This window comes from Pseudomonas sp. 300 (genome assembly GCF_055803035.1).
Genome location: NZ_JAVLRV010000002.1, coordinates 150,445 through 172,225 on the forward strand (window position 1 = coordinate 150,445; position 21,781 = coordinate 172,225).

At 58.7% G+C, this 21,781-nt stretch carries 25 protein-coding genes; 10 read left to right on the forward strand and 15 right to left on the reverse strand.

Annotated elements, in window-relative coordinates:
- Window positions 1–449, forward strand: a 449-nt coding sequence (locus Q7W83_RS06760; protein ID WP_473655821.1) for a calcium-binding protein, incomplete at its 5' end; no start/stop codon positions are given.
- Between the two features lie 248 nt (window positions 450–697).
- Here Q7W83_RS06760 and Q7W83_RS06765 read toward each other — a convergent pair.
- The 5 genes from Q7W83_RS06765 to Q7W83_RS06785 form a co-directional block, all read right to left on the reverse strand.
- Entirely contained in the window at window positions 698–2,026 is a 1,329-nt protein-coding gene (locus Q7W83_RS06765) for a deoxyguanosinetriphosphate triphosphohydrolase (protein WP_150632223.1), read from the reverse strand.
- Window positions 2,027–2,195: 169 nt separating this feature from the next.
- Window positions 2,196–3,359, reverse strand: coding sequence for an EAL domain-containing protein (locus Q7W83_RS06770; protein ID WP_150632222.1), 1,164 nt, complete (start codon window positions 3,357–3,359; stop codon window positions 2,196–2,198).
- 124 nt (window positions 3,360–3,483) lie between these two features.
- A complete protein-coding gene (locus Q7W83_RS06775) occupies window positions 3,484–3,825 on the reverse strand; it encodes a hypothetical protein (RefSeq protein WP_150635841.1) in 342 nt (113 codons plus the stop codon).
- Complete coding sequence (locus Q7W83_RS06780; RefSeq protein WP_150632220.1) at window positions 3,822–4,211, reverse strand: phage holin family protein; 390 nt, start codon at window positions 4,209–4,211, stop codon at window positions 3,822–3,824. Before Q7W83_RS06780 ends, Q7W83_RS06775 begins: the two co-directional genes overlap by 4 nt.
- A gap of 2 nt (window positions 4,212–4,213) precedes the next feature.
- Window positions 4,214–4,528 carry an ElaB/YgaM/YqjD family protein gene (locus Q7W83_RS06785; protein ID WP_008030332.1) on the reverse strand — a complete coding sequence of 105 codons (315 nt, stop codon included), beginning with the start codon at window positions 4,526–4,528 and terminating at the stop codon, window positions 4,214–4,216.
- Between the two features lie 306 nt (window positions 4,529–4,834).
- Between Q7W83_RS06785 and Q7W83_RS06790 the strand changes: the two genes are divergently transcribed.
- A complete protein-coding gene (locus Q7W83_RS06790) occupies window positions 4,835–6,043 on the forward strand; it encodes an ammonium transporter (protein ID WP_150632219.1) in 1,209 nt (402 codons plus the stop codon).
- A gap of 1 nt (window position 6,044) precedes the next feature.
- Here Q7W83_RS06790 and Q7W83_RS06795 read toward each other — a convergent pair whose 3' ends face one another.
- Window positions 6,045–7,757: a cation:proton antiporter gene (locus Q7W83_RS06795; RefSeq protein ID WP_150635838.1), complete on the reverse strand. Its 1,713-nt coding sequence runs from the start codon at window positions 7,755–7,757 to the stop codon at window positions 6,045–6,047.
- A gap of 210 nt (window positions 7,758–7,967) precedes the next feature.
- Between Q7W83_RS06795 and Q7W83_RS06800 the strand changes: the two genes are divergently transcribed.
- The 3 genes from Q7W83_RS06800 (at window position 7,968) to Q7W83_RS06810 (ending at window position 9,652) form a co-directional block, all read left to right on the forward strand.
- Window positions 7,968–8,204 (forward strand): glutaredoxin family protein, encoded by a 237-nt coding sequence (locus tag Q7W83_RS06800; protein ID WP_150632217.1) that lies wholly within the window; start codon window positions 7,968–7,970, stop codon window positions 8,202–8,204.
- Between the two features lie 165 nt (window positions 8,205–8,369).
- Window positions 8,370–8,690, forward strand: a complete 321-nt coding sequence (locus tag Q7W83_RS06805) for a transcriptional regulator (protein ID WP_150632216.1) — start codon at window positions 8,370–8,372, stop codon at window positions 8,688–8,690.
- A gap of 71 nt (window positions 8,691–8,761) precedes the next feature.
- Complete coding sequence (locus Q7W83_RS06810; protein ID WP_473655822.1) at window positions 8,762–9,652, forward strand: pseudouridine synthase; 891 nt, start codon at window positions 8,762–8,764, stop codon at window positions 9,650–9,652.
- 70 nt (window positions 9,653–9,722) lie between these two features.
- Here Q7W83_RS06810 and Q7W83_RS06815 read toward each other — a convergent pair whose 3' ends face one another.
- Complete coding sequence (locus Q7W83_RS06815; protein WP_150632214.1) at window positions 9,723–9,944, reverse strand: YgdI/YgdR family lipoprotein; 222 nt, start codon at window positions 9,942–9,944, stop codon at window positions 9,723–9,725.
- Between the two features lie 76 nt (window positions 9,945–10,020).
- Complete coding sequence (mobA, locus tag Q7W83_RS06820) at window positions 10,021–10,623, reverse strand: molybdenum cofactor guanylyltransferase MobA (protein WP_150632213.1); 603 nt, start codon at window positions 10,621–10,623, stop codon at window positions 10,021–10,023.
- An 81-nt stretch (window positions 10,624–10,704) separates the two neighbouring features.
- On the opposite strand from mobA, the gene moaB reads away from it, so the two are divergent.
- A complete protein-coding gene (gene moaB / locus Q7W83_RS06825; protein WP_150632212.1) occupies window positions 10,705–11,244 on the forward strand; it encodes a molybdenum cofactor biosynthesis protein B in 540 nt (179 codons plus the stop codon).
- Window positions 11,228–12,454 carry a molybdopterin molybdotransferase MoeA gene (locus tag Q7W83_RS06830; RefSeq protein WP_473655823.1) on the forward strand — a complete coding sequence of 409 codons (1,227 nt, stop codon included), beginning with the start codon at window positions 11,228–11,230 and terminating at the stop codon, window positions 12,452–12,454. The genes moaB and Q7W83_RS06830 overlap by 17 nt, the downstream gene beginning before the upstream one ends.
- A 66-nt stretch (window positions 12,455–12,520) precedes the next feature.
- On the opposite strand, the gene Q7W83_RS06835 is transcribed toward Q7W83_RS06830, so the two are convergent.
- Window positions 12,521–12,829: a hypothetical protein gene (locus tag Q7W83_RS06835; RefSeq protein WP_150632210.1), complete on the reverse strand. Its 309-nt coding sequence runs from the start codon at window positions 12,827–12,829 to the stop codon at window positions 12,521–12,523.
- 232 nt (window positions 12,830–13,061) lie between these two features.
- Between Q7W83_RS06835 and yegS the strand changes: the two genes are divergently transcribed.
- Window positions 13,062–13,979 (forward strand): lipid kinase YegS, encoded by a 918-nt coding sequence (gene yegS / locus Q7W83_RS06840; RefSeq protein ID WP_150636413.1) that lies wholly within the window; start codon window positions 13,062–13,064, stop codon window positions 13,977–13,979.
- Here yegS and Q7W83_RS06845 read toward each other — a convergent pair.
- The 3 genes from Q7W83_RS06845 to Q7W83_RS06855 all read right to left on the reverse strand — a co-directional run bounded on the left by Q7W83_RS06845 (window position 13,963) and on the right by Q7W83_RS06855 (window position 16,320).
- Window positions 13,963–14,622: a response regulator gene (locus Q7W83_RS06845; RefSeq protein ID WP_473655824.1), complete on the reverse strand. Its 660-nt coding sequence runs from the start codon at window positions 14,620–14,622 to the stop codon at window positions 13,963–13,965. The two genes, yegS and Q7W83_RS06845, sit on opposite strands and share 17 nt — an antisense overlap.
- Window positions 14,619–15,512, reverse strand: a complete 894-nt coding sequence (locus Q7W83_RS06850) for a sensor histidine kinase (protein ID WP_150632245.1) — start codon at window positions 15,510–15,512, stop codon at window positions 14,619–14,621. Before Q7W83_RS06850 ends, Q7W83_RS06845 begins: the two co-directional genes overlap by 4 nt.
- Before the next feature lie 337 nt (window positions 15,513–15,849).
- A complete protein-coding gene (locus Q7W83_RS06855) occupies window positions 15,850–16,320 on the reverse strand; it encodes a hypothetical protein (RefSeq protein WP_473655825.1) in 471 nt (156 codons plus the stop codon).
- A 462-nt stretch (window positions 16,321–16,782) separates the two neighbouring features.
- Between Q7W83_RS06855 and Q7W83_RS06860 the strand changes: the two genes are divergently transcribed.
- Together Q7W83_RS06860 and Q7W83_RS06865 are read left to right on the forward strand one after the other, a co-directional pair.
- Window positions 16,783–17,718: a chemotaxis protein CheV gene (locus tag Q7W83_RS06860; protein WP_150632207.1), complete on the forward strand. Its 936-nt coding sequence runs from the start codon at window positions 16,783–16,785 to the stop codon at window positions 17,716–17,718.
- A gap of 202 nt (window positions 17,719–17,920) precedes the next feature.
- Window positions 17,921–18,727 (forward strand): MOSC domain-containing protein, encoded by an 807-nt coding sequence (locus Q7W83_RS06865; RefSeq protein WP_150635831.1) that lies wholly within the window; start codon window positions 17,921–17,923, stop codon window positions 18,725–18,727.
- A 72-nt stretch (window positions 18,728–18,799) separates the two neighbouring features.
- Here the strand turns inward: Q7W83_RS06865 and ppnP are convergent, their stop codons facing one another.
- The 3 genes from ppnP to Q7W83_RS06880 all read right to left on the reverse strand — a co-directional run bounded on the left by ppnP (window position 18,800) and on the right by Q7W83_RS06880 (window position 21,729).
- Window positions 18,800–19,084 (reverse strand): pyrimidine/purine nucleoside phosphorylase, encoded by a 285-nt coding sequence (ppnP, locus tag Q7W83_RS06870; RefSeq protein ID WP_010461229.1) that lies wholly within the window; start codon window positions 19,082–19,084, stop codon window positions 18,800–18,802.
- Between the two features lie 69 nt (window positions 19,085–19,153).
- A complete protein-coding gene (locus tag Q7W83_RS06875) occupies window positions 19,154–19,696 on the reverse strand; it encodes a 3'-5' exonuclease (protein WP_150632205.1) in 543 nt (180 codons plus the stop codon).
- A gap of 71 nt (window positions 19,697–19,767) precedes the next feature.
- Window positions 19,768–21,729 carry an acetyl/propionyl/methylcrotonyl-CoA carboxylase subunit alpha gene (locus Q7W83_RS06880; RefSeq protein WP_458377165.1) on the reverse strand — a complete coding sequence of 654 codons (1,962 nt, stop codon included), beginning with the start codon at window positions 21,727–21,729 and terminating at the stop codon, window positions 19,768–19,770.
- Window positions 21,730–21,781 lie beyond the last annotated feature (52 nt).

Consider the following 21,781-nt stretch of genomic DNA (forward strand, 5'->3'; position numbering starts at 1 on the left):
CCATCACCGGCAATGCCGGCAACAACACCCTCAACGGTGGTGCGGGAGACGACAATCTCTATGCCGGCGTGGGTGGCATCAATATTCTGAACGGCGGGACCGGCACCGACCATTTGATGGGCAACACCGGGGTCGACATCTTCAAGTTCAATGCCCTCAACGAAATGGGTTTGGGTGCCAAGCAAGATGAAATCTACAAATTCACCACAGATGCCGTTCAACCGGGGAGCGGCGACAAGCTCGACTTCTCGGCACTCAAGGGCTACAAGTTTGTGGGCGAAGCGGACGATTTCACCGGTGCGGCCAAAGAACTTCGTTACGAAACCGGCTCGGACGAGCAAGGCAGCTATGTGGTGCTTTACGGCAATAGCAACACCGACCACACGGCTGATTTCTCGATCAAGCTGATGGGCGTCACTGCATTGACCGCGGCGGACCTGTTGCTCTAAGCCAGGGCTGTCAAGAATGACGGCGGCGCCGATGCGCTGCCGGCCATTCGATAATTGGAAACCCTCCAACCCGGTCATCAGGAGATTGAAATCGCCAAACGAATTAAATAAGTGTCTAGTCCTGAAATAGGTTTACCCCTGTTTCACCCTAACGCCCGATGCATCGCATCGGGCGTTTTTCATTCAAAAACAGGTGGGACGCTGATCAACCATTTCACGCCGCGGAATGGCTGATCAAGCTGCTCTCATCAGTGGCTCGAACGACCGGTCATCTCCAGGGCCATTTCGCTGGCATAGCTGTCGGTCATGCCGGCGATGAAGTCAATCATGCGCAAGAATGACGTGTGCAACGGCCCTTGAGGGTCAGGCGCGTTGTTACCCAGCAAATCGAGGATGCGACGGCTCTTGAATGAAGGCGTGCGCCCGTTGTGCTGTTCCAGCGCTGCGCCGCAGAAGGCGTTGAGCAGGATTTCCAGCGTGGTATAGGCACCGATTTCGTGCAGGGTCTTGCGCTTGTCCTGAAAGATTTTCTTGCGCGCCATGTCCTTGGCATTCAGTACGCAGCGCTTGGCCGGTCCATGCATGTGCTCCACCAGATCACCGGGCAGTGTGCCAGCCAGCAACGCATCCTGTTGCTCGACAAAAGCACGGGCGGCGGCGTTGGTCAGGTGCTCGATGGCTTTGCCGCGCAGGATCGCCAGTTTACGTCGCCGCGAATCCTGCGGGCCGAGCTGGCGATAGGTTTCCGGCAGATCGTCGCCGACCAGGTCCAGTAACAGGGATTCGACTTCCGCGTACTCCAGCAACTCCATTTCCAGACCGTCTTCCAGATCGATCAGCGCGTAGCAGATGTCATCGGCGGCCTCCATCAGATAGACCAGCGGATGGCGGGCCCAGCGCTGCTCCTCGAGTTGGGGCAGGCCAAGTTTATGAGCGATCTGCTCCAGCAATGGCAGTTCACTCTGATAGCAACCGAACTTGTGCTTCTTGTAACCCAGCGAATCGGCGTGCATGGCCGTCCATGGGTATTTCAGGTAAGTACCCAGCGTGGCGTAGGTCAGCCGGGTACCGCCATCGAACTGATGGTATTCAAGCTGGGTGAGCACCCGGAAGCCTTGGGCATTGCCTTCGAAATTGAGGAAGTCATTGCGTTCAGCTTCGCTCATTGCATCCAGCCAGCCACGGCCTGCAGCCTGTTGAAACCAGTGACGGATCGCGTCTTCGCCGGAGTGACCGAAGGGCGGGTTGCCGATGTCGTGGGCCAGGCAAGCCGATTGCACCACCATGCCCAGGTCACTGGGTTCGCACCAGTCGGGCAGGGCATTGCGGATGGTTTCGCCAACGCGCATGCCCAGCGAGCGGCCAACGCAACTGACTTCCAGCGAGTGGGTCAGGCGCGTGTGAATGTGGTCGTTGCTGGTGACCGGATGGACTTGGGTCTTGCGGCCGAGACGGCGAAACGCTCCCGAGAAAATGATGCGGTCGTGGTCTTTGTGGAAAGGGCTGCGGCCGAGTTCTTCCGGGCTGTGCAGAGGCTTTCCGAGGCGTTCGCGGGTGAGCAGGGTTTGCCAATCCAAGGCTGTATCTCTCCGTCAGGTGACTGATGCCTTAAGCTTCCCGGTTCGCGCCATGGGCTGCAAGGGAAAAACATACGCACGACTTCAGGAGCACGGGTTGCCGGCGATGACGGCGTGTCAGGCACTGCAATATCGAGTGAACTGCCATCATCGCGAGCAAGCTCGATTCCTACAGCCCCGCGGCGTCGATATCGATGAGCAGCAGTCGCTCGCCGTCGGCGAAAAACTGCCCGGCAGTGAGACAGTACTGGTTGCTGGTGGCGTCGCGGTAAGTGTTGGAAAGTGTCAGTCGGCGCTCATCCCAACCCTCTGCCAGCAGATGATAAAAGTACGGGCGCCATGACCAGTTGTGGCCCAGGTAACGACCGTCGGCTTTCCAGGCGTTGTTGCGCCACTCGAGGTTGGGTGTCAGTTGCGTGCCGTGGCGGTCGCATTGATAGAAGCGCAATAACCAGGGAAAGGCATCCAGTTGTGGCAAGGCGCTTAACGGCGCGCAAGCCTGGGCCCAGGCTTGCAGAATCGCCATCAGCTCGCACAGTTGCTGGCGCATGATCATCAGGCGACCGCGTTCAGCCAGTTTCTGCTGTACATAGCGCTGACGCAGCTGGGCGAAGCGCTCGACAAAGGCGTCTGTGGCGAAGAAGTCTGCTTGCGCGCGGGCAAACAGAAAACCCTGGACATAGCGCGATCCGCACTCAAGGGCAAAATTCAGTTGAGTGTCGGTTTCCACCCCTTCGGCAATGATCCAGCACCCGGTTTTTTCCGCCATTTGCGCCAGGGCCTTGACCACGTCGCTGCTGGGGCCGCCCAACGCTGCAGCCTGGAACAGCCGCATGTCGAGCTTGAGAATGTCCGGTTGCAGGGCCAGCACACGATCGAGCTGCGAATAACCGGCACCGAAATCATCGATGGCAATTCGCGCGCCGGCGAGCCGGTATCTCGCTACCACGTCGGCCAGACGCTGGATGTCGCCGCCCAGTTCGGTGATTTCGAAAACGATTCGCTGCGGGTCGACGCCATGCCGGCTCAGTTGCTTGAGGCTCGGCAATGCCTGGTCCGGGCGCAAGCGGCTGATCCAGCGTGGTGACATGTTCAGGCTGAGAAACCACTCTGAGGGCGCTTCATGCAAACGGCTCAGGGCGTTATCGCGGATCTGGCGATCCAGACGACGCAGGGCGATGGCGGGAGTCCTCGGGTCGGCGAACAGTGGGCCTACCGAGGCCAATTGACCATCGGCCTGACGCAGTCGGCCCAGTGCTTCGACGCCGGCGATACGGCCGGTGGCGGTATCGATGAACGGTTGAAAGCAGGCGAGCGGTTGCCCGTCGATCACGAGGCCTCCTTAGTAAGGTCTTGTTCTGGATGAAACCTGATGGCCCGGTAGACGCGCAGGTTTGAACCCCTCGATAAAGAGGTTCATCCCGGCGATGTTGCAAGAATGCAGCCAGATAGTGGCTTCAGTGTTTGCGCGAGTCGCCTTGCAGAACCAGCTTGATCAGCGGCCCCAGCGTGGTGCCTAGACGAACCAGGCGAGTCAGGCTGCTTGCGCCACCGCTCTTGGCGCCCTTGCCAGTCAAAAAGCCCAGCAGAGTCACGGCCGCCACGCCCCAGAGCGGGGCATGCTTGATGCCGAAGCCGTCTTGCAGGTTTTGCGTCATCCCGCGCATACGTTGCAAGGGTTGTAGCAGTTGCGCGGATTCGTGACGGATTTCCTGGCGATGCATTTCCATGCGCAGGCGGATCAGCGCCTTGCGCATTTCCGTGCGCGAGCTGTTGTGAGGCAGTTCAGGCAGGCTCATGGCAGCAGGCGCTCCCGATCATTGGCCAGTTCTTCCAGGGTGCCATGGAAGGGCGAGGACTCATCGAAAATCGCTGCTCTCAAACGCATCGCGCAGAAGATGGCCGCGAGGGTGTAGAACACGCAGAGCCCGATGATGGCGGGCAGACGATAGGTGTCCCAAAACAGGATCAACACCAGCGTCGACAATCCCACCAGCAACAGCAAGGCAAACACCAGCGCCAGGCCTGCGAACAGCAGCAGGCTGACGGTGCGGGCTTTTTGCTCCTGCAATTCGATGCCGAACAGTTCGACATGGCTGTGCAGCAGGCCGAGGAAAGCGGCACCCAGGCGCCGCGGTGAGGAGTTTGGGCCCGTCGCGGACGAGCCGGATTCGCCGATCGCCATAATCAGCGCCGGGTTGCCAGCAGACCAATCAGGAAACCCACGCCGGCCGCGATCCCGACCGATTGCCATGGGTTGGCCTGAACGTAGTCTTCAGTGGCGGTGACTGCGGCCTTGCCACGTTCGCGCAAAGAGTCTTCAGTCAGTTTCAAGGTTTCGCGTGCACGCAGCAGACTGTCGTGGATCTGCTCGCGCAACTCATCCGCCTGATCGCCGGCCAATGTGGCGGTGTGTTCCAGCAACCGCTCGGTGTCGCTGACCAAAGTCTGAAAGTCGTTCATCAGGATTTCTTGAGCAGTCTTTGCCTTGATGCTGGCCATTGGTGATCTCCGTAAGTGGCTTCTGTTGCGTTCGAGTATGAGCCTTGCGCGAAGGTTCAGTACAAATGACTGGTACAACTTTTGCTATGTCGTGGTGCGTTAGCCCGCGTGTTTGCGCTGTTGCTGGGCAAGAATCGGGCAAAACCTTATCTCAAATTATGAAAACCCGCGCAAAGGTTCCAACCTTGTGCGCCAAAGTGGCTCAACGGGATCAATGGACTGATTCGTCGAAGTTGCAACTTGGTGCATGAATTGTCAGCGCGAACCGATTTGGTGCTTTTTTTAGCCTTCAGGTCTGCCAACCTCATGGAAAATCTGCAAAGCGCTGTGGCCAGTCTGGTCCACAGCTCCAATACGTTGTTCATTCTGATCGGTGCCGTGATGGTCCTGGCCATGCACGCCGGTTTTGCCTTCCTCGAAGTCGGCACGGTTCGACAAAAGAACCAGGTCAACGCTTTGTCGAAGATCCTCAGCGATTTCGCCATTTCGACCCTCGCCTACTTCTTTATAGGCTACTGGATTTCCTACGGTGTCACCTTCATGCAACCGGCGGCGGTGATCAATGCCGATCATGGTTATAGCCTGGTTAAGTTTTTCTTTCTGCTGACGTTCGCCGCAGCGATACCGGCAATCATTTCCGGCGGCATCGCCGAGCGCGCCCGGTTCGTTCCGCAGTTGTGTGCGACGGCGTTGATCGTGGCATTCATCTATCCCTTTTTCGAGGGCATGATCTGGAACGGCAACTTTGGCTTGCAGGCCTGGTTGCTGGCGCACTTTGGCGCCAGTTTCCATGATTTCGCCGGGTCGGTGGTGGTCCACGCCATGGGTGGCTGGCTGGCGCTGGCTGCGGTGTTGTTGCTCGGCCCCAGGCAAGGTCGCTATCGCGATGGACGCTTGGTGGCGTTCGCCCCTTCGAGCATTCCCTTCCTGGCCCTGGGGTCGTGGATTCTCATTGTGGGCTGGTTCGGTTTTAACGTGATGAGCGCCCAAACCTTGCAGGGCGTCAGCGGGTTGGTCGCGGTCAACTCGCTGATGGCGATGGTTGGCGGCACTGTGGCGGCGCTGATCGTCGGGCGCAATGACCCGGGCTTTCTGCATAACGGTCCACTGGCCGGGTTGGTGGCGATTTGCGCCGGTTCCGATCTGATGCACCCGGTAGGCGCGCTGGTGACCGGTGCCATCGCCGGGGCGCTGTTTGTCTGGTGCTTTACCGCCGCTCAGGGCAAATGGCACATCGACGACGTATTGGGTGTGTGGCCATTGCATGGTCTGTGCGGTGTCTGGGGCGGAATCGCCTGCGGCATTTTTGGTCAGAGTGCATTGGGTGGTCTGGGTGGGGTGAGCCTGATCAGTCAGTTGATCGGAACCGCCCTGGGAGTGGTCGTGGCGCTGGCCGGTGGCTTCACAGTGTATGGCGTGATCAAGGCGTTCCATGGTCTGCGCCTGAGTCAGGAAGAAGAGTATTACGGCGCGGACTTGTCGGTGCACAAGATCGGCGCCGTGAGTCAGGACTGAGTCAGGTTTCTTCATCGTCGGTGCCGGGATAAAGACCGTGCAGCAGACGATAGCGGTCATGCCGTATCTGGTTGGCCCGCTCTTGGACCTGATGCGCGGGTAAACCCAGCATGATCAACGCGTGGGAGGCGAGCATCAGGCTCGACTCGAGTAATTCGGGCACGACTTCGCTGGCGCCGGCTGCTTTCAACTCGGCCAGTTGGCTGTCGTCCCGAGTGCGTACCAGGATTGGAACGGTCGAGTTTAATCGGCGCGCCTCCTTGAGAATCAGTAACGCGATATCGGCCTGGTCCACGGCAATCACCAGCAGCCTGGCGCGCACCAGCCCGACCGCCAGCAGCAGTTCACCGCGCCGTGAGTCGCCATAGTGCACACAGGTTTCACCCGCTGCGGCTTCCTGGACACGCACCGGATCGGTGTCCAGCGCGATATAGGGCTGCAGCGCATTGCGTAGTGCTCTCCCGATCGACTGACCGACGCGACCGTAGCCGCAGATCACAACATGGCTGTGCAAACCGGCGTTCAGCGTGCTTATTTCCTCGAGTTTGGCTTCTTCGTTGGGTTTGCGGTGCAGACGTGTCGCGATGTTGGGCGCCGCGCGCAGCAACAGCGGCGTTAGCAGCATCGAGCAGAAGGTCGCGGCCAGCAGCAGCCCCCCGAGATCGGAGGGCATCATTTTGTTCTGTTGCATAAGGGCCATCAACGCGAAGCAGAACTCGCCGCCCTGGGCCAAAGCTAGGCCACTGCGCCAGGCGGTCTCGCGATCGCTGCCGCGCCATTTGACCAGCAGCGCGACCACGCAGCCTTTGATCAGCAGCAAACCGAGGGTCAGACCGAGGATCAGCAGGCCGTGGCTGGCAAACAACTGCAAGTCGATCAACATGCCGATGCTGACGAAAAACACCCCGAGCAGAATGTCGCGGAACGGACGGATATCGGCTTCTATTTGATGGCGGTAATGGCTCTCCCCCAGCAGCATGCCGGCGAGAAACGCCCCCAGGGCAGGGGAGAGGCCGAGCAGGTGCGTCAGCCAGGCGGTCAGCAACACAATGACCAGCGCCAACAGTACAAATAGTTCGGCGGAACGAGCCTCCGCCACTTCATGGAACAGCCGAGGCAGCAACCAGCGACTGGCCAGCAACAGCCCGACGAACAGCACAATGGTCTTGCCCAGCGTCAGAGGCAGCGCCCAATACCAAGGCTGATCGCTATTGCCGGCGAACACCGGCACCAGGGTCAGCAGCAATACCGCCACTACGTCCTGGAATAGCAGCACCGCAATGGCATTCTGGCCATGGCTGCTGAAAATTTCGCCGAGACTGCCCAACTCCTTGCTGACAATGGCGGTGGAAGACAGCGACAGACCGGCACCGAGCAGCAGCGCAGGGGTTGCCGACATGCCGAGCAACATCAGCACCCCCCCAAGCAGTATCGCGGTGACCAGTACTTGCAGGCCGCCCAGCCGGAACACCACGTGGCGCAACGCGAGCATTTTTGTCAGGGAGAACTCCAGGCCGAGGGAGAACAGTAGGAACACCACGCCCAGTTCGGCGAGGTCAGGCAACTCCTCGCTTTCATTGACCCAGTTGAATGCGGTCGGTCCGATCATCAACCCTACGCACAGGTAACCCAGCACCGGTGGCAGGCGCAGGCGCTGGAACAGTGCAATTACCACCAGAGAGGAGGCGAGGATGATCAACAGGTTGGCGAACACAAAGAAACTCCGGTCAGGGTGCGAATGACTCAAGCGTAGAGGCAAAAAAGCCGCGAGCATCGCGCAAATGACATTGCGCTTGAATGATTTGAGTCAGGGAGTTGCCGAAAACTTTTGAAATGCGCCGTTGCCTGGGCGTCTGATTCATTGGCTCGACTGCTCCTGATAGCGGGCCTAGAATAAACGCTTACTTTATCGGGGCTTGAGCTCATGCTTCCTGAATGTCAGCTTTTCGGCACCCTTGGGTGCCATCTCTGCGAAGTGGCCGAAGCCATGCTGATGGAGTTTGTCGAGCGCGGTCTGCTGGTCGAACTGGTGGATATCGCTGACGATGAAGCATGGTTCGAAGCCTACAGCCTGCGTATTCCGGTGTTACGGCGAGTCGATACCGGCGCTGATCTGGGCTGGCCATTCAGTGCCGACCAGGTTGTGGCGTTCCTGCGCTGACCTTGACAGGTTTCGCGATTCCCGCCCGTCGCTGTTGCCGTTTCGGTCGTTGGCCAAATTGAGGTTATTCGGTTACTGTATGTGCATACAGTTATGCCGATCACCTGTCGTGTTCTCTTGATTGCGGATTCAGGCAGGTGATCCCGGAAGTCAGAGGGATGAATCTTGGTCAATGTCGAACAATTGAAGAACAGCGTGAACCGGATGTCGGTGGATGTAGTGCGTGAGGCCGTCCTCGAATTGCGTCTGGATGGCTTGGTTACGGAAGGAAAAACCCCGTTCAACAAGCTGCATTTCAATACCTGTTTCGCCGAAATCGAAGCGCTGTTCCAACGAGCGGGTTATCACCGGCAGCTGGACGTCGTGGGCTATCAGGGCTTGTTGTACGCGATTTATGATCCGGGTCGCTGGGAGGCGGTAGATGTGTTGCGCTGGCTCAAGGAGTTCACCGAAGCGGCGGCGCGCACGCAGTCGATCCCGGCCTGAGGATTCTCTGCTAGGTTCGGTCCGGCCACTGTTGGATAATACCGCCCTGCATTGAGGGTCAGAACTTCCGTATGTCCACTTCATCTTTTTCTGCTGCACACAGCCAGGCCAGTACGCTCTACTTGCCGCCTGGCCCGTGGCAGACCGTACTCGATTGCCTGTGCGAACACTTCAGCGCCATCGGTCGCGAGCAATGGCTGGATCGAATCGCCCGGGGTCGTGTCCTCGATGGGCACGGTGCGCCAATCGCTCTTGATCTTCCTTACAAGGAAGGCCTGCGGATTCACTATTTTCGGGAAGTGCCGGACGAAAAGCCGATCCCTGTGATCGAGTCGATTCTGTATGCGGACGAACATCTGGTGGTGGCAGACAAACCGCATTTCCTGCCTGTAACCCCGGCCGGTGAATATGTCGAGCAGACGCTGTTGCGGCGGTTGATCCGTCGGCTGGATAACCCGCACCTTGTGCCGTTGCATCGCATTGACCGGCATACGGCGGGGCTTGTGCTGTTTTCAGCCAACCCTCAGAGCCGTTCTGCGTATCAGTCGTTGTTTCCAACGCGGCAGATCGAAAAACGCTACGAGGCCATTGCCAGGGCATTACCGGAACTGGCCTTTCCCTTGGTCCATAAGAGTCGGCTCATAGATGGCGAGCCTTTTTTCCGCATGCAGGAAGGGCCGGGCGTCAGCAACACCGAGACGGCTGTCGAGGTCAGGGAGATGAACGGTGATCTCTGGCGTTATGCGCTTTACCCGGTGACAGGCAAAAAGCATCAGTTGCGGGTGCACATGACGGCTTTGGGTGCCAGCATCTGCAATGACCCCTTTTATCCGCAAGTGCTCAAGGACGTCGACGACGATTATGCCAATCCCTTGAAGTTGCTGGCACAAGGACTGCGGTTTCTGGACCCGGTCACGGGGGAGGAAAGAGACTTCGAAAGTGCTATCACCCTGCAATGGTGATGGTCATTCTTCAGCCACGAAAAAGCCCGCATAAAGCGGGCTTTTCTGTATCCGGTGGGTGCCCCAAAGATTACAGCTCTTTGACGGTACGAACTTGATCCTTGTTGACGCGGGTTTGTTTGCCGTCCAACTGTTCAAACTCGTAGAAACCCGATTCATCATCGTATTTTGGCGCGTCGACAGCCTGGATTTCGCGCCCGTCATTCAAGGTGATCACTGCAGGCGATGCGCAACCGGCAAGGGTAGCGATGCCGAGTGCGAGCATGAAAGCGGCGAGGGTCCGTTGAGTCATGAGTGTGTCTCCGAATATGAATTCTTTTAGTAACTGAGCTTGAGACGTTTGCGACACGCGCAAGTTCATTCTCGTGTCAGTCTGACACAGTGTTGTGGGCACTTAACAGTTCCGGTGTATTGAGGTTGGCCAGGCGAGGATCGTTGTCGGGGCACTGCAGCGCGGTAGCACCCAGTTTGCGCATGAGGCGACCCGGGCTGCGTTCGCCGTCATTCCAGGCACTTTCGAACGCTTCGCGCAGCGCTACAGGAATGATGCACAGCAAGGGTTCCCAATGTTCGCCATGGCGCAGCATCAGCGGTTTGTCCGGATGCTGGCGGGCGGTTTCGCGCATGCTATGCAGTAGCGTGGCATCGATGCGTGGAACGTCACAAGGCAATACCAGCAGATGTGCATGACGAGCGGCCCTCAGGCCCGCACGCATGCCGGCCAACGGACCGGGGAAGTCGCCGTCTTCGTCATGGACCAACTGGTCGGCGTAGGGCGCATACTTTTCAAGGTTCCTGTTGCAGGAAATGATCAGGTCATCGCTCAGCAGACGAGTCTTGCGATGTAGATGCGCGATCAATGGCTCGCCGTGCCACTCGATAAGCCCCTTATCCTGACCCCCCATACGTTGGCCGCGCCCTCCCGCCAGGAGCAAAATGGAACAGGGGGGTAAATGTGTATTCGAGGTCATGGCAGGTCTCCATGGGGGCGGCGAAAAAAGGAGGCGCTGTGATATAACACCGGGCTGTTTCTCCTACAACTGGACGAGCCTATGAAAGCCAAGGCTGATGTACCTTTCGCACCGCTCAACATCGCGGTGCTGACTGTCAGCGATACCCGAACTCTGGAAACCGACACGTCAGGCCAGGTCTTCGTTGACCGTTTGAGCGCTGCTGGCCATAACCTGGCCTTTCGGGTTCTGCTCAAAGATGACCTCTACAAAATCCGTGCGCAAGTCGCCAACTGGATTGCCGACGATGTGGTACAGGTTGTCCTGATCACGGGCGGCACGGGATTCACCGGGCGCGACAGCACACCCGAAGCGGTGAGTTGCCTGCTGGATAAACAGGTCGATGGTTTTGGCGAGCTTTTCCGGCAAATATCGGTGGCGGATATTGGCACCTCCACTGTCCAGTCCCGCGCCTTGGCCGGTTTGGCAAATGGGACATTGGTCTGCTGCTTGCCCGGCTCGACCAACGCTGTGCGAACCGGTTGGGACGGTATTCTCGCTGAACAATTGGATTCGCGGCACCGCCCATGCAATTTCGTGCCTCATCTGAAACAGGCTGCACCCTGTGAATCCCGTGGGTAAGCCAGGCAAGACAGGCAGCCTGATGCCTGTCGAAGCGGCACTGGCGCGCTTGCTGGAAATGGCTGAGGCCGCGCCAATTCGTGAACGTGAGCGCTTGCCTCTGGCGCAGGTTCAGGGCCGTGTTCTGGCCGATGACCTGGTCTCGACGCTTGATCTTCCTCCGTGGCCTAATAGTGCAATGGACGGTTATGCCTTGCGGATGGCTGACTGGACGGGAGAACCGCTGGAGGTCAGCCAAAAAATATTTGCGGGCATCGCACCGGAGCCCTTGAGGCCCGGAACCTGCGCGCGAATCTTTACCGGTGCGCCAGTTCCTGCTGGGGCCGACTGCGTCGAGATGCAGGAAAACGCCGAAGTCCAGGCGGATGAACGAGTCCGTTTCACCGAAGCCTTGGCGCCAGGACAAAACATCCGTCCACAAGGCCAGGAAACCACCGTCGGTGAACTGATTCTGCCAGCCGGCACGCGGCTTGGGCCAATAGAGCAGGGCTTGGCGGCTTCACTGGGATGCGCAGAGCTGGAGGTGATTCGCAAAGTGCGTGTCGCCGTACTGTCCACCGGTGATGAATTGGTTGAACCGGGTAAAGCGTTGGGCCCCGGCCAGATCTACAACAGCAATCGAGTGTTGCTCTGTAGCTGGTTGCAGCGTTTGGGTTGTGAGGTGATCGATGCCGGTATTCTTCCGGATAACCTGGAGACCACTCGTGCCCGTCTTGCCGGTTTGACAGACGTCGACCTGATCCTCTCGACAGGTGGCGTATCGGTGGGTGAGGCCGATTTTCTGGGCATTGCCTTGCGGGAGGAGGGCGAGCTGACATTGTGGAAACTCGCTATCAAACCGGGCAAGCCGCTGACCTTCGGGCATTTTCGTGGGGTTCCGGTCATTGGATTGCCCGGCAACCCGGCATCGACCCTGGTGACCTTTGCCTTGTTGGCAAGGCCCTATCTTCTGCGCCGTCAGGGCGTAAAAGTGGTTGAACCGCTGAAATTTCAGGTACTGGCAGGGTTTGATTGGCCCAAAGCCGGCAGTCGACGCGAGTACTTGCGTGGGCGTCTGGAAAACGGCCGGGCGATCATCTACAAGAACCAGAGTTCAGGTGTACTGCGCAGCGCAGCCTGGGCTGATGGTCTGGTTGAAGTGCTGGAGGATCGCACGCTGATCGACGGTGACAGCGTGTATTTCATCCCGCTGAGCGAAGTTCTGGGCTGATACTTGCCTCGCGCTGACCACGTAATCCCGGTTGATCGAACCGGGTTTTGCGTTATTGGCTGACGCTCAATGTGCGAGAAGCGCCGCGACCTGGTCGAAACGACTGTTGGCGATCCAGCCCAGAAGGCCGAGCACCACGGCGGTGCCACCGGCTGAATAGGCAAGCCTGTGTTTGATTGATTTGACGTCATTGCGTACTTCATCCATGTCTCTTCGGATGTATTCGAGATGCGTTTCCAGTTCAATGACACGAGGTTCCATTTCAACTTCTCCAGTGGGGTTTCTGCTTTTATTGGATTCGGCTTGCTGTTTGGCCCGTCTTTCTACGTGTGGTACAACCGGAATGCCCGGTAACCTGATGTCATGGCTTTGCATGGTACGTCCCTGTAATTCCTGCTGATGGATGGCTGATAAACCGCAGCCACCAAGGTGTACCAATCAAACGGGTGGGTCAATTGAGCCGATTCCTCAGATTTTGTAAGAAAAAATCCCGCCTTGTAGGACCGCAATCCCGGTCTCTTTGAAATAATTCTTTTTCCTGCGACTTTTATGGGGCGCATCGCGGTCAACATCCCCCATACGGAATGCAAACATGGGAGTGATCACAATGAGCGAACGCAAGGCGCTGTTGATTCTGCATGGCAAGCAGGCGGTCAACGAGGAGGTCCGTGCGGCGGTCGAAGGTAAGCGCGCACAAGGTTGGGAGTTGGCAGTTCGATTGACCTGGGAGGCTGGTGACGCACGGCGCTTGGTGGATGAGGCGCTGGCGGCGGGCTATAGGCAGGTCATCGCCGGAGGGGGTGATGGAACGTTGCGTGATATTGCCGAGGCCATGGCTGCGCAGTCGACGCAGGCCAGTCTGGTATTGATGCCGTTGGGAACGGCCAACGATTTCGCACGCGCTGCCGGCGTACCTCTGGAACCCGCCCAAGCCTTGAATCTTCTGGACACTGAACCAAGGGCCATTGATCTGGGGGAAGTCGGTGGGCAGGTGTTTCTGAACATGGCCACGGGCGGCTTCGGCAGTCAGGTCACGGCCAATACCTCCGAGGACTTGAAGAAAGTGCTCGGAGGCGCCGCCTACCTGTTCACGGGTTTGTCACGTTTCAGCGAGTTGCATGCAGCCTATGGCGAGCTGCATGGCCCGGATTTTCAGTGGAGTGGCGAACTGTTGGCGCTGGGCATCGGCAATGGGCGCCAGGCGGGCGGTGGTCACGTGCTGTGCCCACAGGCGCTGGCGGACGACGGTCTGCTGGATATCAGCATTCTACCTGCGCCGCAGGAAGTGGTCGGAACGTTGAAAAGTTTGCTCGCTGAAGGCTTCGGTATCGACAATATGTTCGTGCGCGCCCGTTTGCCATGGGTCGAGATCAAGGTCTCGGAAGGTCTCTACATCAATCTCGATGGTGAACCACTGGAAGGCGACAGCTTGCGCTTCTCGGCGCGCCCGGCAGCACTGCGGGTGCATTTGCCCGAGGACTCACCGCTGCTGAGCGTTCCGGCAACGATCAATCGTCCAGGCTGATAATCTGCTCACGCACGGCGAACAGCACCAGACCCGCCACGTCGTAAATCTGCAAGCGTTTCATGATTTGCGAGCGGTGCGTTTCTACTGTCTTGATGCTCAGGCCCAGGCCATTGGCGATTTCCCGGGTGGATTTTCCGCGGACAATCAGCCGCAGGATTTCCAGCTGACGTGCCGTCAGGTTGTGCGAGTCAGCGGGTTCCGGCTGATGTTTCTGGTTCCGGGTCAGCGCCTGGTTGATAACTGTATGGGCGATGGCCGGGCTCAAGTAGCGCTCGTTATTGCGCAGGGCATCCAGGGCGTGTTCGAGTTCGGTGGCCGTGGTGTCCTTGAGCAGGTAGCCATGGGCGCCGGATTCCAGAGCCTGCATGATGAGCGCCGGATCGGTGTGCATCGACAGAATCAGCACCTTGCTTTGCGGGCGCACGCGCTTGAGGCGTTGCAAGGCTTCAAGGCCACCGGTTTCCTTCATGGAAATATCCAGCAGCACAATGTCCGGAGACAGCAGTTCGACCATTTCGAGCAGCTGCGAGCCGTCATTGGCCTCGCCGATGACAGCATAGCCGGGAATATCCAGCACCAGAGCGCGCACGCCAGCCCTGATAAGCGAGTGGTCATCCACCAGAAGTAAGTTACAAGTCAACGCCTAACCTTATTCGTACTGGCCCGTTCGAGCGCACGTGGCGCCCAGGGGAAGAGAGCTTCGATTTGAGTGCCTTTGCCCGGTTCGCTGGTGACGGTCAGTGTGCCGCCCAACTGATCGATACGTTCCGACATCCCGGCCATTCCGCGCTGCCCCTCACGACCCGGATCTGTTGCCGGCGCGAACCCCAGGCCGTCATCGCTGATCAACAGCGTCAAGCCTTGAGGCTGGCGCTGCAGGCGGACCAACAGGTTTTTCGCCTCGGCGTGGCGCAGTATGTTGGTCACCGCTTCCTGAGTAATTCGAAAGGCGGCCACCGCCATTTCTTCGGGGATGCCGGTCAAGCGTGAATGGCATTCCAGGCTCCAGTGCACCGGCGTGTTGCCCAGTGTCTTGAGCAAATGTGCACGCAGACTGGCTTCCAGCCCGAGGCTGGTCAGCTGTCTGGGGTTGAGGATGGCCGATACGTCCCGCACTTTGGTCAGGGTTTCTTCCAACGTGTCGCAGAGCACCGCGCATTGCTCTTGCAGTTCTTCGGGCATTCGGCGTTTGAGCCATTCACTTTGAAGTTTTGCCGCCGTCAATAACTGGCCAATATCGTCATGCAGTTCACGACTGAGCCGATGGCGCTCGTTTTCCTGAACCTTCAATAAGCGGTCGGCGAGCTCTTGAGGCTCGAACTTTATCGACTTGCGCGAGAGGCGATGCTGTACCCAGACGCACGTCAGCGCTGCAATATTGAGCACCAGCAGGCTTAGCGGCAAACGCGTGGAAAGGCCATAGATCAGCAGGCTGCCGAGCGCCGAGCAGGTACACAGCAAAAGCGTGAACCGACGTGCGTTTACTCGGGAGGGGGGCCACATGGTGATTGACTTGAGGCTGGCGTACATAGCGGATGGAGCCAATGGATGTTCGCTGCGGGCAGACCGGTCCAATTGATTGACGGGTCACTGTCTGAGTCACTCTGCCATTAATTGACGTCAACTAATGGTCGGCATAATACCACTTAACATACCGTTGGTCGCGTTCGGTATATATGTCTATACAGTCAGGAAATAGAGATTTGGGACGGTAGTTCCACAATGGAAAAGTTCGGCGGGAAATAGTTGTTTGTATCAGGCTGTCGTTGACAGGTATGAAGTATTCAATTGCGACATGAGCGTGCTCAAGTTACAGAATGGCATCGTGCAATATGAATACGAACCACGATGTAGTTAGCGGGTGAAATTAAGCTTGCCGTTCCGAAAAGGACACGAGTCGGAACGGTTTTGAATTAACCGGTGGCTGAAACTGGTTTTGCCCGACCTGGTAGGCAAAGGCTTCGATCAACGAGGTCTGTTCACTGCCATCAAGGCTGAGTTGACCCGTGGTCTGATCGATCAGTTCGAGTTGCCAGGCCATCAATGTGAAACAGTCTTTCAAGGCATCCAGCGCCTGAGCGTGCAGGTCAACGTGGTTTTGGGCATGGTTCAGCAGGCCATGAATGTGCAGCGAAAACTCCGAAACGGCGACCAGGGCAAGGGCATCGGCCTTGTTGGCCAACTTGAGCAGGGTGCTGAGCATGCATTCAATGGCGTCTTTGTCATTGCTGATCAGTTGCAAATGACTCAGGCATTCCTCGGATTTGGCCAGGAGCGTTTCAGCTTCGACGAGAAACTCAGGGAGTCGCTGTGCCCACTCTTTACGGTCGTTCGGCATGCTTATCTCCACAACGTCATGTCAATTGAGGGAATGTCGTGTGCGTCGGTGAAGATGATCGGCGCCATGGCGTTGCCGTGCCGTCGTGAGATCGCGGCCCAGCCGGGCTGTCTGCAGGCTGGGGAGTTCGAGAGGGTGGATGGCCACTGATCTGCGATCGCACACAAAAGCCTGACTCCGTTCATGCAATGAGAATGGCGTCACATTAATGGCTATTGGATATTGCGAATATCAGGTCGGGCCTGATTGTTACTAGGGGAATCCCTTACGCACGGGAACCTAACGGACGAAACGTGGTCGCGCCGCAGGGAATGAAGCAGATGAAGTGATGGGGCTAGTAAAGCATGATGTTAATGTGACATCAATGCTTGAACGTGGCATTTTGCATCGGGGTCAAGGTCCGGAAAAAACAGCCGATAACCCTCTTTAGTGAATTCATCAGAACAAGACCAGGAGTCATTGATGGCCGGCATTCTCGACACGGTAGACCAACGCACGCAACTGGTGGGTGAGAATCGCCTGGAAATTCTCATGTTTCGCCTGGCGGGGCGGCAATTGTTTGCGATCAACGTTTTCAAAGTGCAGGAAGTGCTGCAACTGCCGAAGCTGACCCTGATGCCCCAGCGCCATCCGTTCGTCTGCGGCGTGGTCAACCTGCGTGGCCAGACGTTGCCGGTGATCGACCTGTCCCAGGCGATCGGTATGCGTCCGCTGGTGCCAAGTCCGACCAGCACGATCATCGTCACCGAATACAACCGTTCGGTGCAGGCGTTCCTCGTTGGCGGCGTGGACCGCATCGTCAACATGAACTGGGAAGCCATTCTGCCGCCGCCGACCAGCGCCGGCCGTCAGCATTACCTGACCGCCATCAGCAAGGTCGATGATCAGTTGGTGGAGATTATCGACGTCGAAAAAGTCCTCGCCGAAATCGTTCCGTACAACGCCAAGGTGTCCCGCGAAAAGCTTGACGATCCGGTGCTGGAACGCGCCCGTGGCCGTGAAGTGCTGCTGGTGGACGACTCCAACGTGGCGCTCTCGCAGTTGCGCGACACCCTCGGCCAGTTGGGTGTGAAGATGCACATTGCCAGCGATGGTTTGAAAGCGCTGAACATGCTCAAAGGCTGGGCGGATACTGGCGTGAACATGACCGACAAACTGCTGATGATCTTCACCGACGCCGAGATGCCGGAAATGGACGGCTATCGCCTGACCACCGAGATCCGCAACGATCCGCGTCTGCGCGGACTCTACGTGGTGTTGCACACCTCGTTGTCCGGCAGTTTCAACGACTCGATGGTCAAGAAGGTCGGCTGCGACAACTTCCTCTCCAAGTTCCAGCCGGACAAACTGGTCGACGTGGTGCGTCAGCGCCTGATGCTCGATGAAGTGCCTGCCTGATAATCCGTAAAGGCTGCAAACAACCGACCTGTGGGAGCGGCCTTGCCCGCGATAGCGCTAGACCAGTCGCCATTGATGCTGGAAGTGATCCCCCCTTCGCGGGCAAGCCCGCCCCCACAGGGGCCTGGTGTCCAACTTTCAGCCTTTGATTCAATGAGAAAGCTCGTATAGGGTGGCGTTTTTGTCCTCCAGGGAGCTGGTCATGCTGCGTCTGAGCGCGCTTTATCGTTATCCGTTGAAATCCGGCAAGGGCGAGTCCCTGCAACAGGTCAGCCTCGACACACTGGGGCTGGACGGGGATCGACGCTGGATGCTGGTGGACGAGGCCAGCGGGCGCTTCCTGACCCAGCGTGCGGTGGCGCAGATGAGTCAGCTGTCGGCGTTGTGGAATACCCAAGGTGGCTTGACCCTCAGCGCTCCCGGCCATACGCCGATCGATATTGCCTTGCCTGCCAGCGACGCTGAACTGCGTGGCGTGACCATCTGGCGCGACACCTTGCGTGTGCCTGATGCCGGCGATGCGGCCGGGGCCTGGGTCAGTGAATTCATTGGCAAGCCGACTCGCCTGGTGCAAGTGCCGGTTGATCGCGCACGGACCACACAGGCAGGTTATGGCAAGGACGACGACAAGGTGGCCTTCGCCGATGGCTTCCCGTTGTTGCTGATCGGGCAGGCATCCCTTGAGGATCTTTCGCAAAGAGTCGGGCGTTCGTTGGAGATGCTGCGTTTTCGACCGAATCTGGTGATCGAGGGCAGCGACGCCTATGCCGAGGATGGCTGGAAGCGCATCCGTATCGGCGACGTCGAGTTCCGCGTGGTCAAGCCGTGCTCGCGCTGCATTCTGACCACCATCGATCCGCAAACCGGCGAACGCAGCGATGATCGTGAGCCCCTCGCAACCTTGCAGAAATATCGCGCCCAGGAAGATGGTGCGATGTTCGGCCAGAATCTGGTCAATGACGGCAACGGCCAACTCGAAGTCGGCATGCCGGTCACGATCCTGGAGTAAGCGCCCTGAAATGAAAAATGCCCGTATCCAAAAGGACACGGGCATTTTTTTGCGCGGTGCAAGCCCGCGGTTTTAGCCGCGGTATTCGCACAGGTAAGCGGTGTCGACGGCCACTTTCAGCTGGAACTTGCTGTTGGCTGGCACGTTGAACTGGCTACCGGCGGCGAAGGTTTCCCAGTCGGTGCTGTCTGGCAGTTTGACGGTCAGGGCGCCGGTCACCACGTGCATGATTTCACGCTGGCTGGTGCCGAATTCGTATTCGCCCGGAGCCATGACGCCAATGGTCGCCGGACCTTCAGCGGTGCCAAAGGCGATCGACTTGACGGTGCCGTCGAAGTACTCGTTGACTTTAAACATGGGCGATTCCTCGAAAAGGGCTAAAAAGGGCCGGCCAGTATGCACAAGGCCCTTGGCGCCGTCACCTCTCTAGAGCGGGAGAATCAGCGGTAACAGACGTGCTGTATTGCGCGCATCTTCCAGCGCCCGGTGTTGCTGGCCGGTGAACTGCATGCCCGCCAGTTGCAGGGCGCCGTTGAGGCCCAGCGGGCGTTCCAGCCGCCGGGCCTTGGCAAAGCGTTGCTTGAGGTTCATGTGGGGCACGCGGCTCAGTTGGCTGTCGAGTTGCAACTTCTGCCATTCCTGCAACAGTTGTTTGCGGTCGTAATCGCCCCAACTGGCCCAGCCTTCCAGGCGCGAGTGATGCTGCGCGAGCCAGCGTTCGAAGGCAGTCCAGACTTCGGTCAACGGCTGCGCGGTGTCGATATTGGCCTGGGTAATGTGGGTCAGCTCGCGACAAAACGGCGTGAGCAGGGGCCGTCGCAACGGTCGCACGAAGCGCTGGAAATGGTCCTGTTCACGCCCTTTTCGGTCCACCAGTGTGGCGCCGATTTCGATGATTTCCATTTCCGTAACTGGCCAGCCACCCTCATCGGTGGTGGCTTCCAGATCAATCACCAGCCAGTGAGGCATTGAAGGGTTCCCGGTATCCGCATCCTGATAGGGCTTGAGCGTAGCCAAACCCGACGGATCCGCCTAGCGGCTTATTCGACCTCCAACAAAATCTGACGATTTTTTACCTGATCGCCCACCCTGACCTGCAAGCGTTTAAGCACGCCGTCGATGCCGGACTTGAGCGGATGCTCCATTTTCATTGCTTCCAGCACTACCAGCAGTTGGCCTTTACTGACCGGGCTGCCTTCCGCGACCAGCACGTCGACGATCGCGCCGTCCATCGGCGCCTTGAGCGTGCCGGAGCTGACGCTGGCCTGGCCGTTGACCAGCGCTTGCGTGCGGTCCTCCAGGCGCAGGCTGCCGGGGCGGGTGAAGAGGCAGAGTTGTCCGGCTTCCAGACGATAGGCATGACGCTGGCGGATGCCGTCGATCTCCAGAGTGGCCCAGCGTCCGTCGCACTGGATGACGTCCAGTTCGAAGGTCTGTGTGGCGACTTCAATCCGGTAGGGTTCGCCCGGCACCGCGTTCAATTGCACCAGCCAGTCCCGATCCCCCAGGCCGATGCGATAGTGCAGCGGCACACTGGCGTTGTTGCGCCAACCGGCCAGCGCGGCGGGATGAACCTGCGCGCAAGCCTGATAGAACAGTGCCACTGCAATCGCCAGCTCTGTGGCGCTGGGTACATGAGGATGCAGGCAGGGATGGTCAGCGAAATGCGACGGGATGAACCCGGTGCTGAACTCGCCACTAATGAAGCTTGGATGTTCCAGCAGGCTGGCGAGCAAGCGCTGATTGCTCGGCAGGCCCAACAGCACGCTGTCCTGCACCGCGCGCAACAACTTGCGCCGGGCTTCTTCACGGGTAGCGCCGTGGGCGATGATCTTGCCCAGCATCGGGTCATAGAACGGGCTGACCTGTTGACCTTCGATCAGCCCATGGTCGATCCGCGCGCCGCATTGCAAGGCCGGTTCCCAGGTGGTGATGCGCCCGGTCTGAGGGAGGAATCCCTGGGCAGGGTCTTCGGCATACAGGCGCACTTCCATGGCGTGGCCGTTGAGGTGCACCTGTTCCTGGCGCAGCGGCAACGGCAATCCTTCGGCGACGTGCAGTTGCCAGGCCACCAGGTCGAGACCGGTGATCAATTCGGTCACCGGGTGCTCCACCTGCAACCGTGTGTTCATTTCCAGAAAGTAGAACTGCCCGTGCGCATCCAGCAAAAACTCCACAGTGCCGGCGCCCACATAATTCACCGCGCGACCGGCCTTGAGTGCCGCTTCGCCCATGGCCTGACGCAGTTCGGCGGTCATGACCGGGCAGGGCGCTTCTTCGATGACTTTCTGATGGCGGCGCTGGATCGAACAGTCGCGTTCGCCGAGGTAGATCAGGTTGCCGTGTTGGTCGCCGAACAGTTGAACCTCAACGTGACGCGGATCGATCAGCGCTTGTTCGAGGATCAGTTCGCCGCTGCCGAACCCGTGCAATGCCTCGGAGCGCGCGGTGCGGATCTGTGCGAGCAAGTCCCCTGCATCGTGCACCAGACGCATGCCGCGTCCGCCACCGCCGGCACTGGCCTTGATCATCAGCGGAAAGCCAATGCGCGCGGCTTCGCGGCTCAGGGTCGCGTCGTCCTGCCCGGTGCCTTGATAGCCTTTGATGCAGGGTACATTGGCCTCGAGCATGGCGAGTTTCGACAGGCGTTTGCTGCCCATCAGCTCGATGGCTTCGGGGCTGGGGCCGATGAAGGTGAGGCCGGCGAGGTGGCAGGCGCGAGCGAATTCGGCGTTTTCCGAGAGGAAGCCGTAGCCGGGGTGGATCGAATCGGCACCGGTGCGTCGGGCGGCGTCGAGGATGGCCGGGATGTTCAGGTACGACTGCTGCACCGGGGCCGGGCCGATGTTGACGGCTTCGTCGGCCATTTGCACGTGCAGGGCGTCTGCATCTGCGTCGCTGAACACGGCGACCGTGCGGTAGCCCAAAGCCTGGGCGGTGCGCTGAATGCGGCAGGCGATTTCACCGCGGTTGGCGATCAGGATTTTTTTCAGGGCGGGCATGGTTTATTCCCTTGGGATTGCGGTGAAAGTGATGGCCTCATCGCGGGCTTGC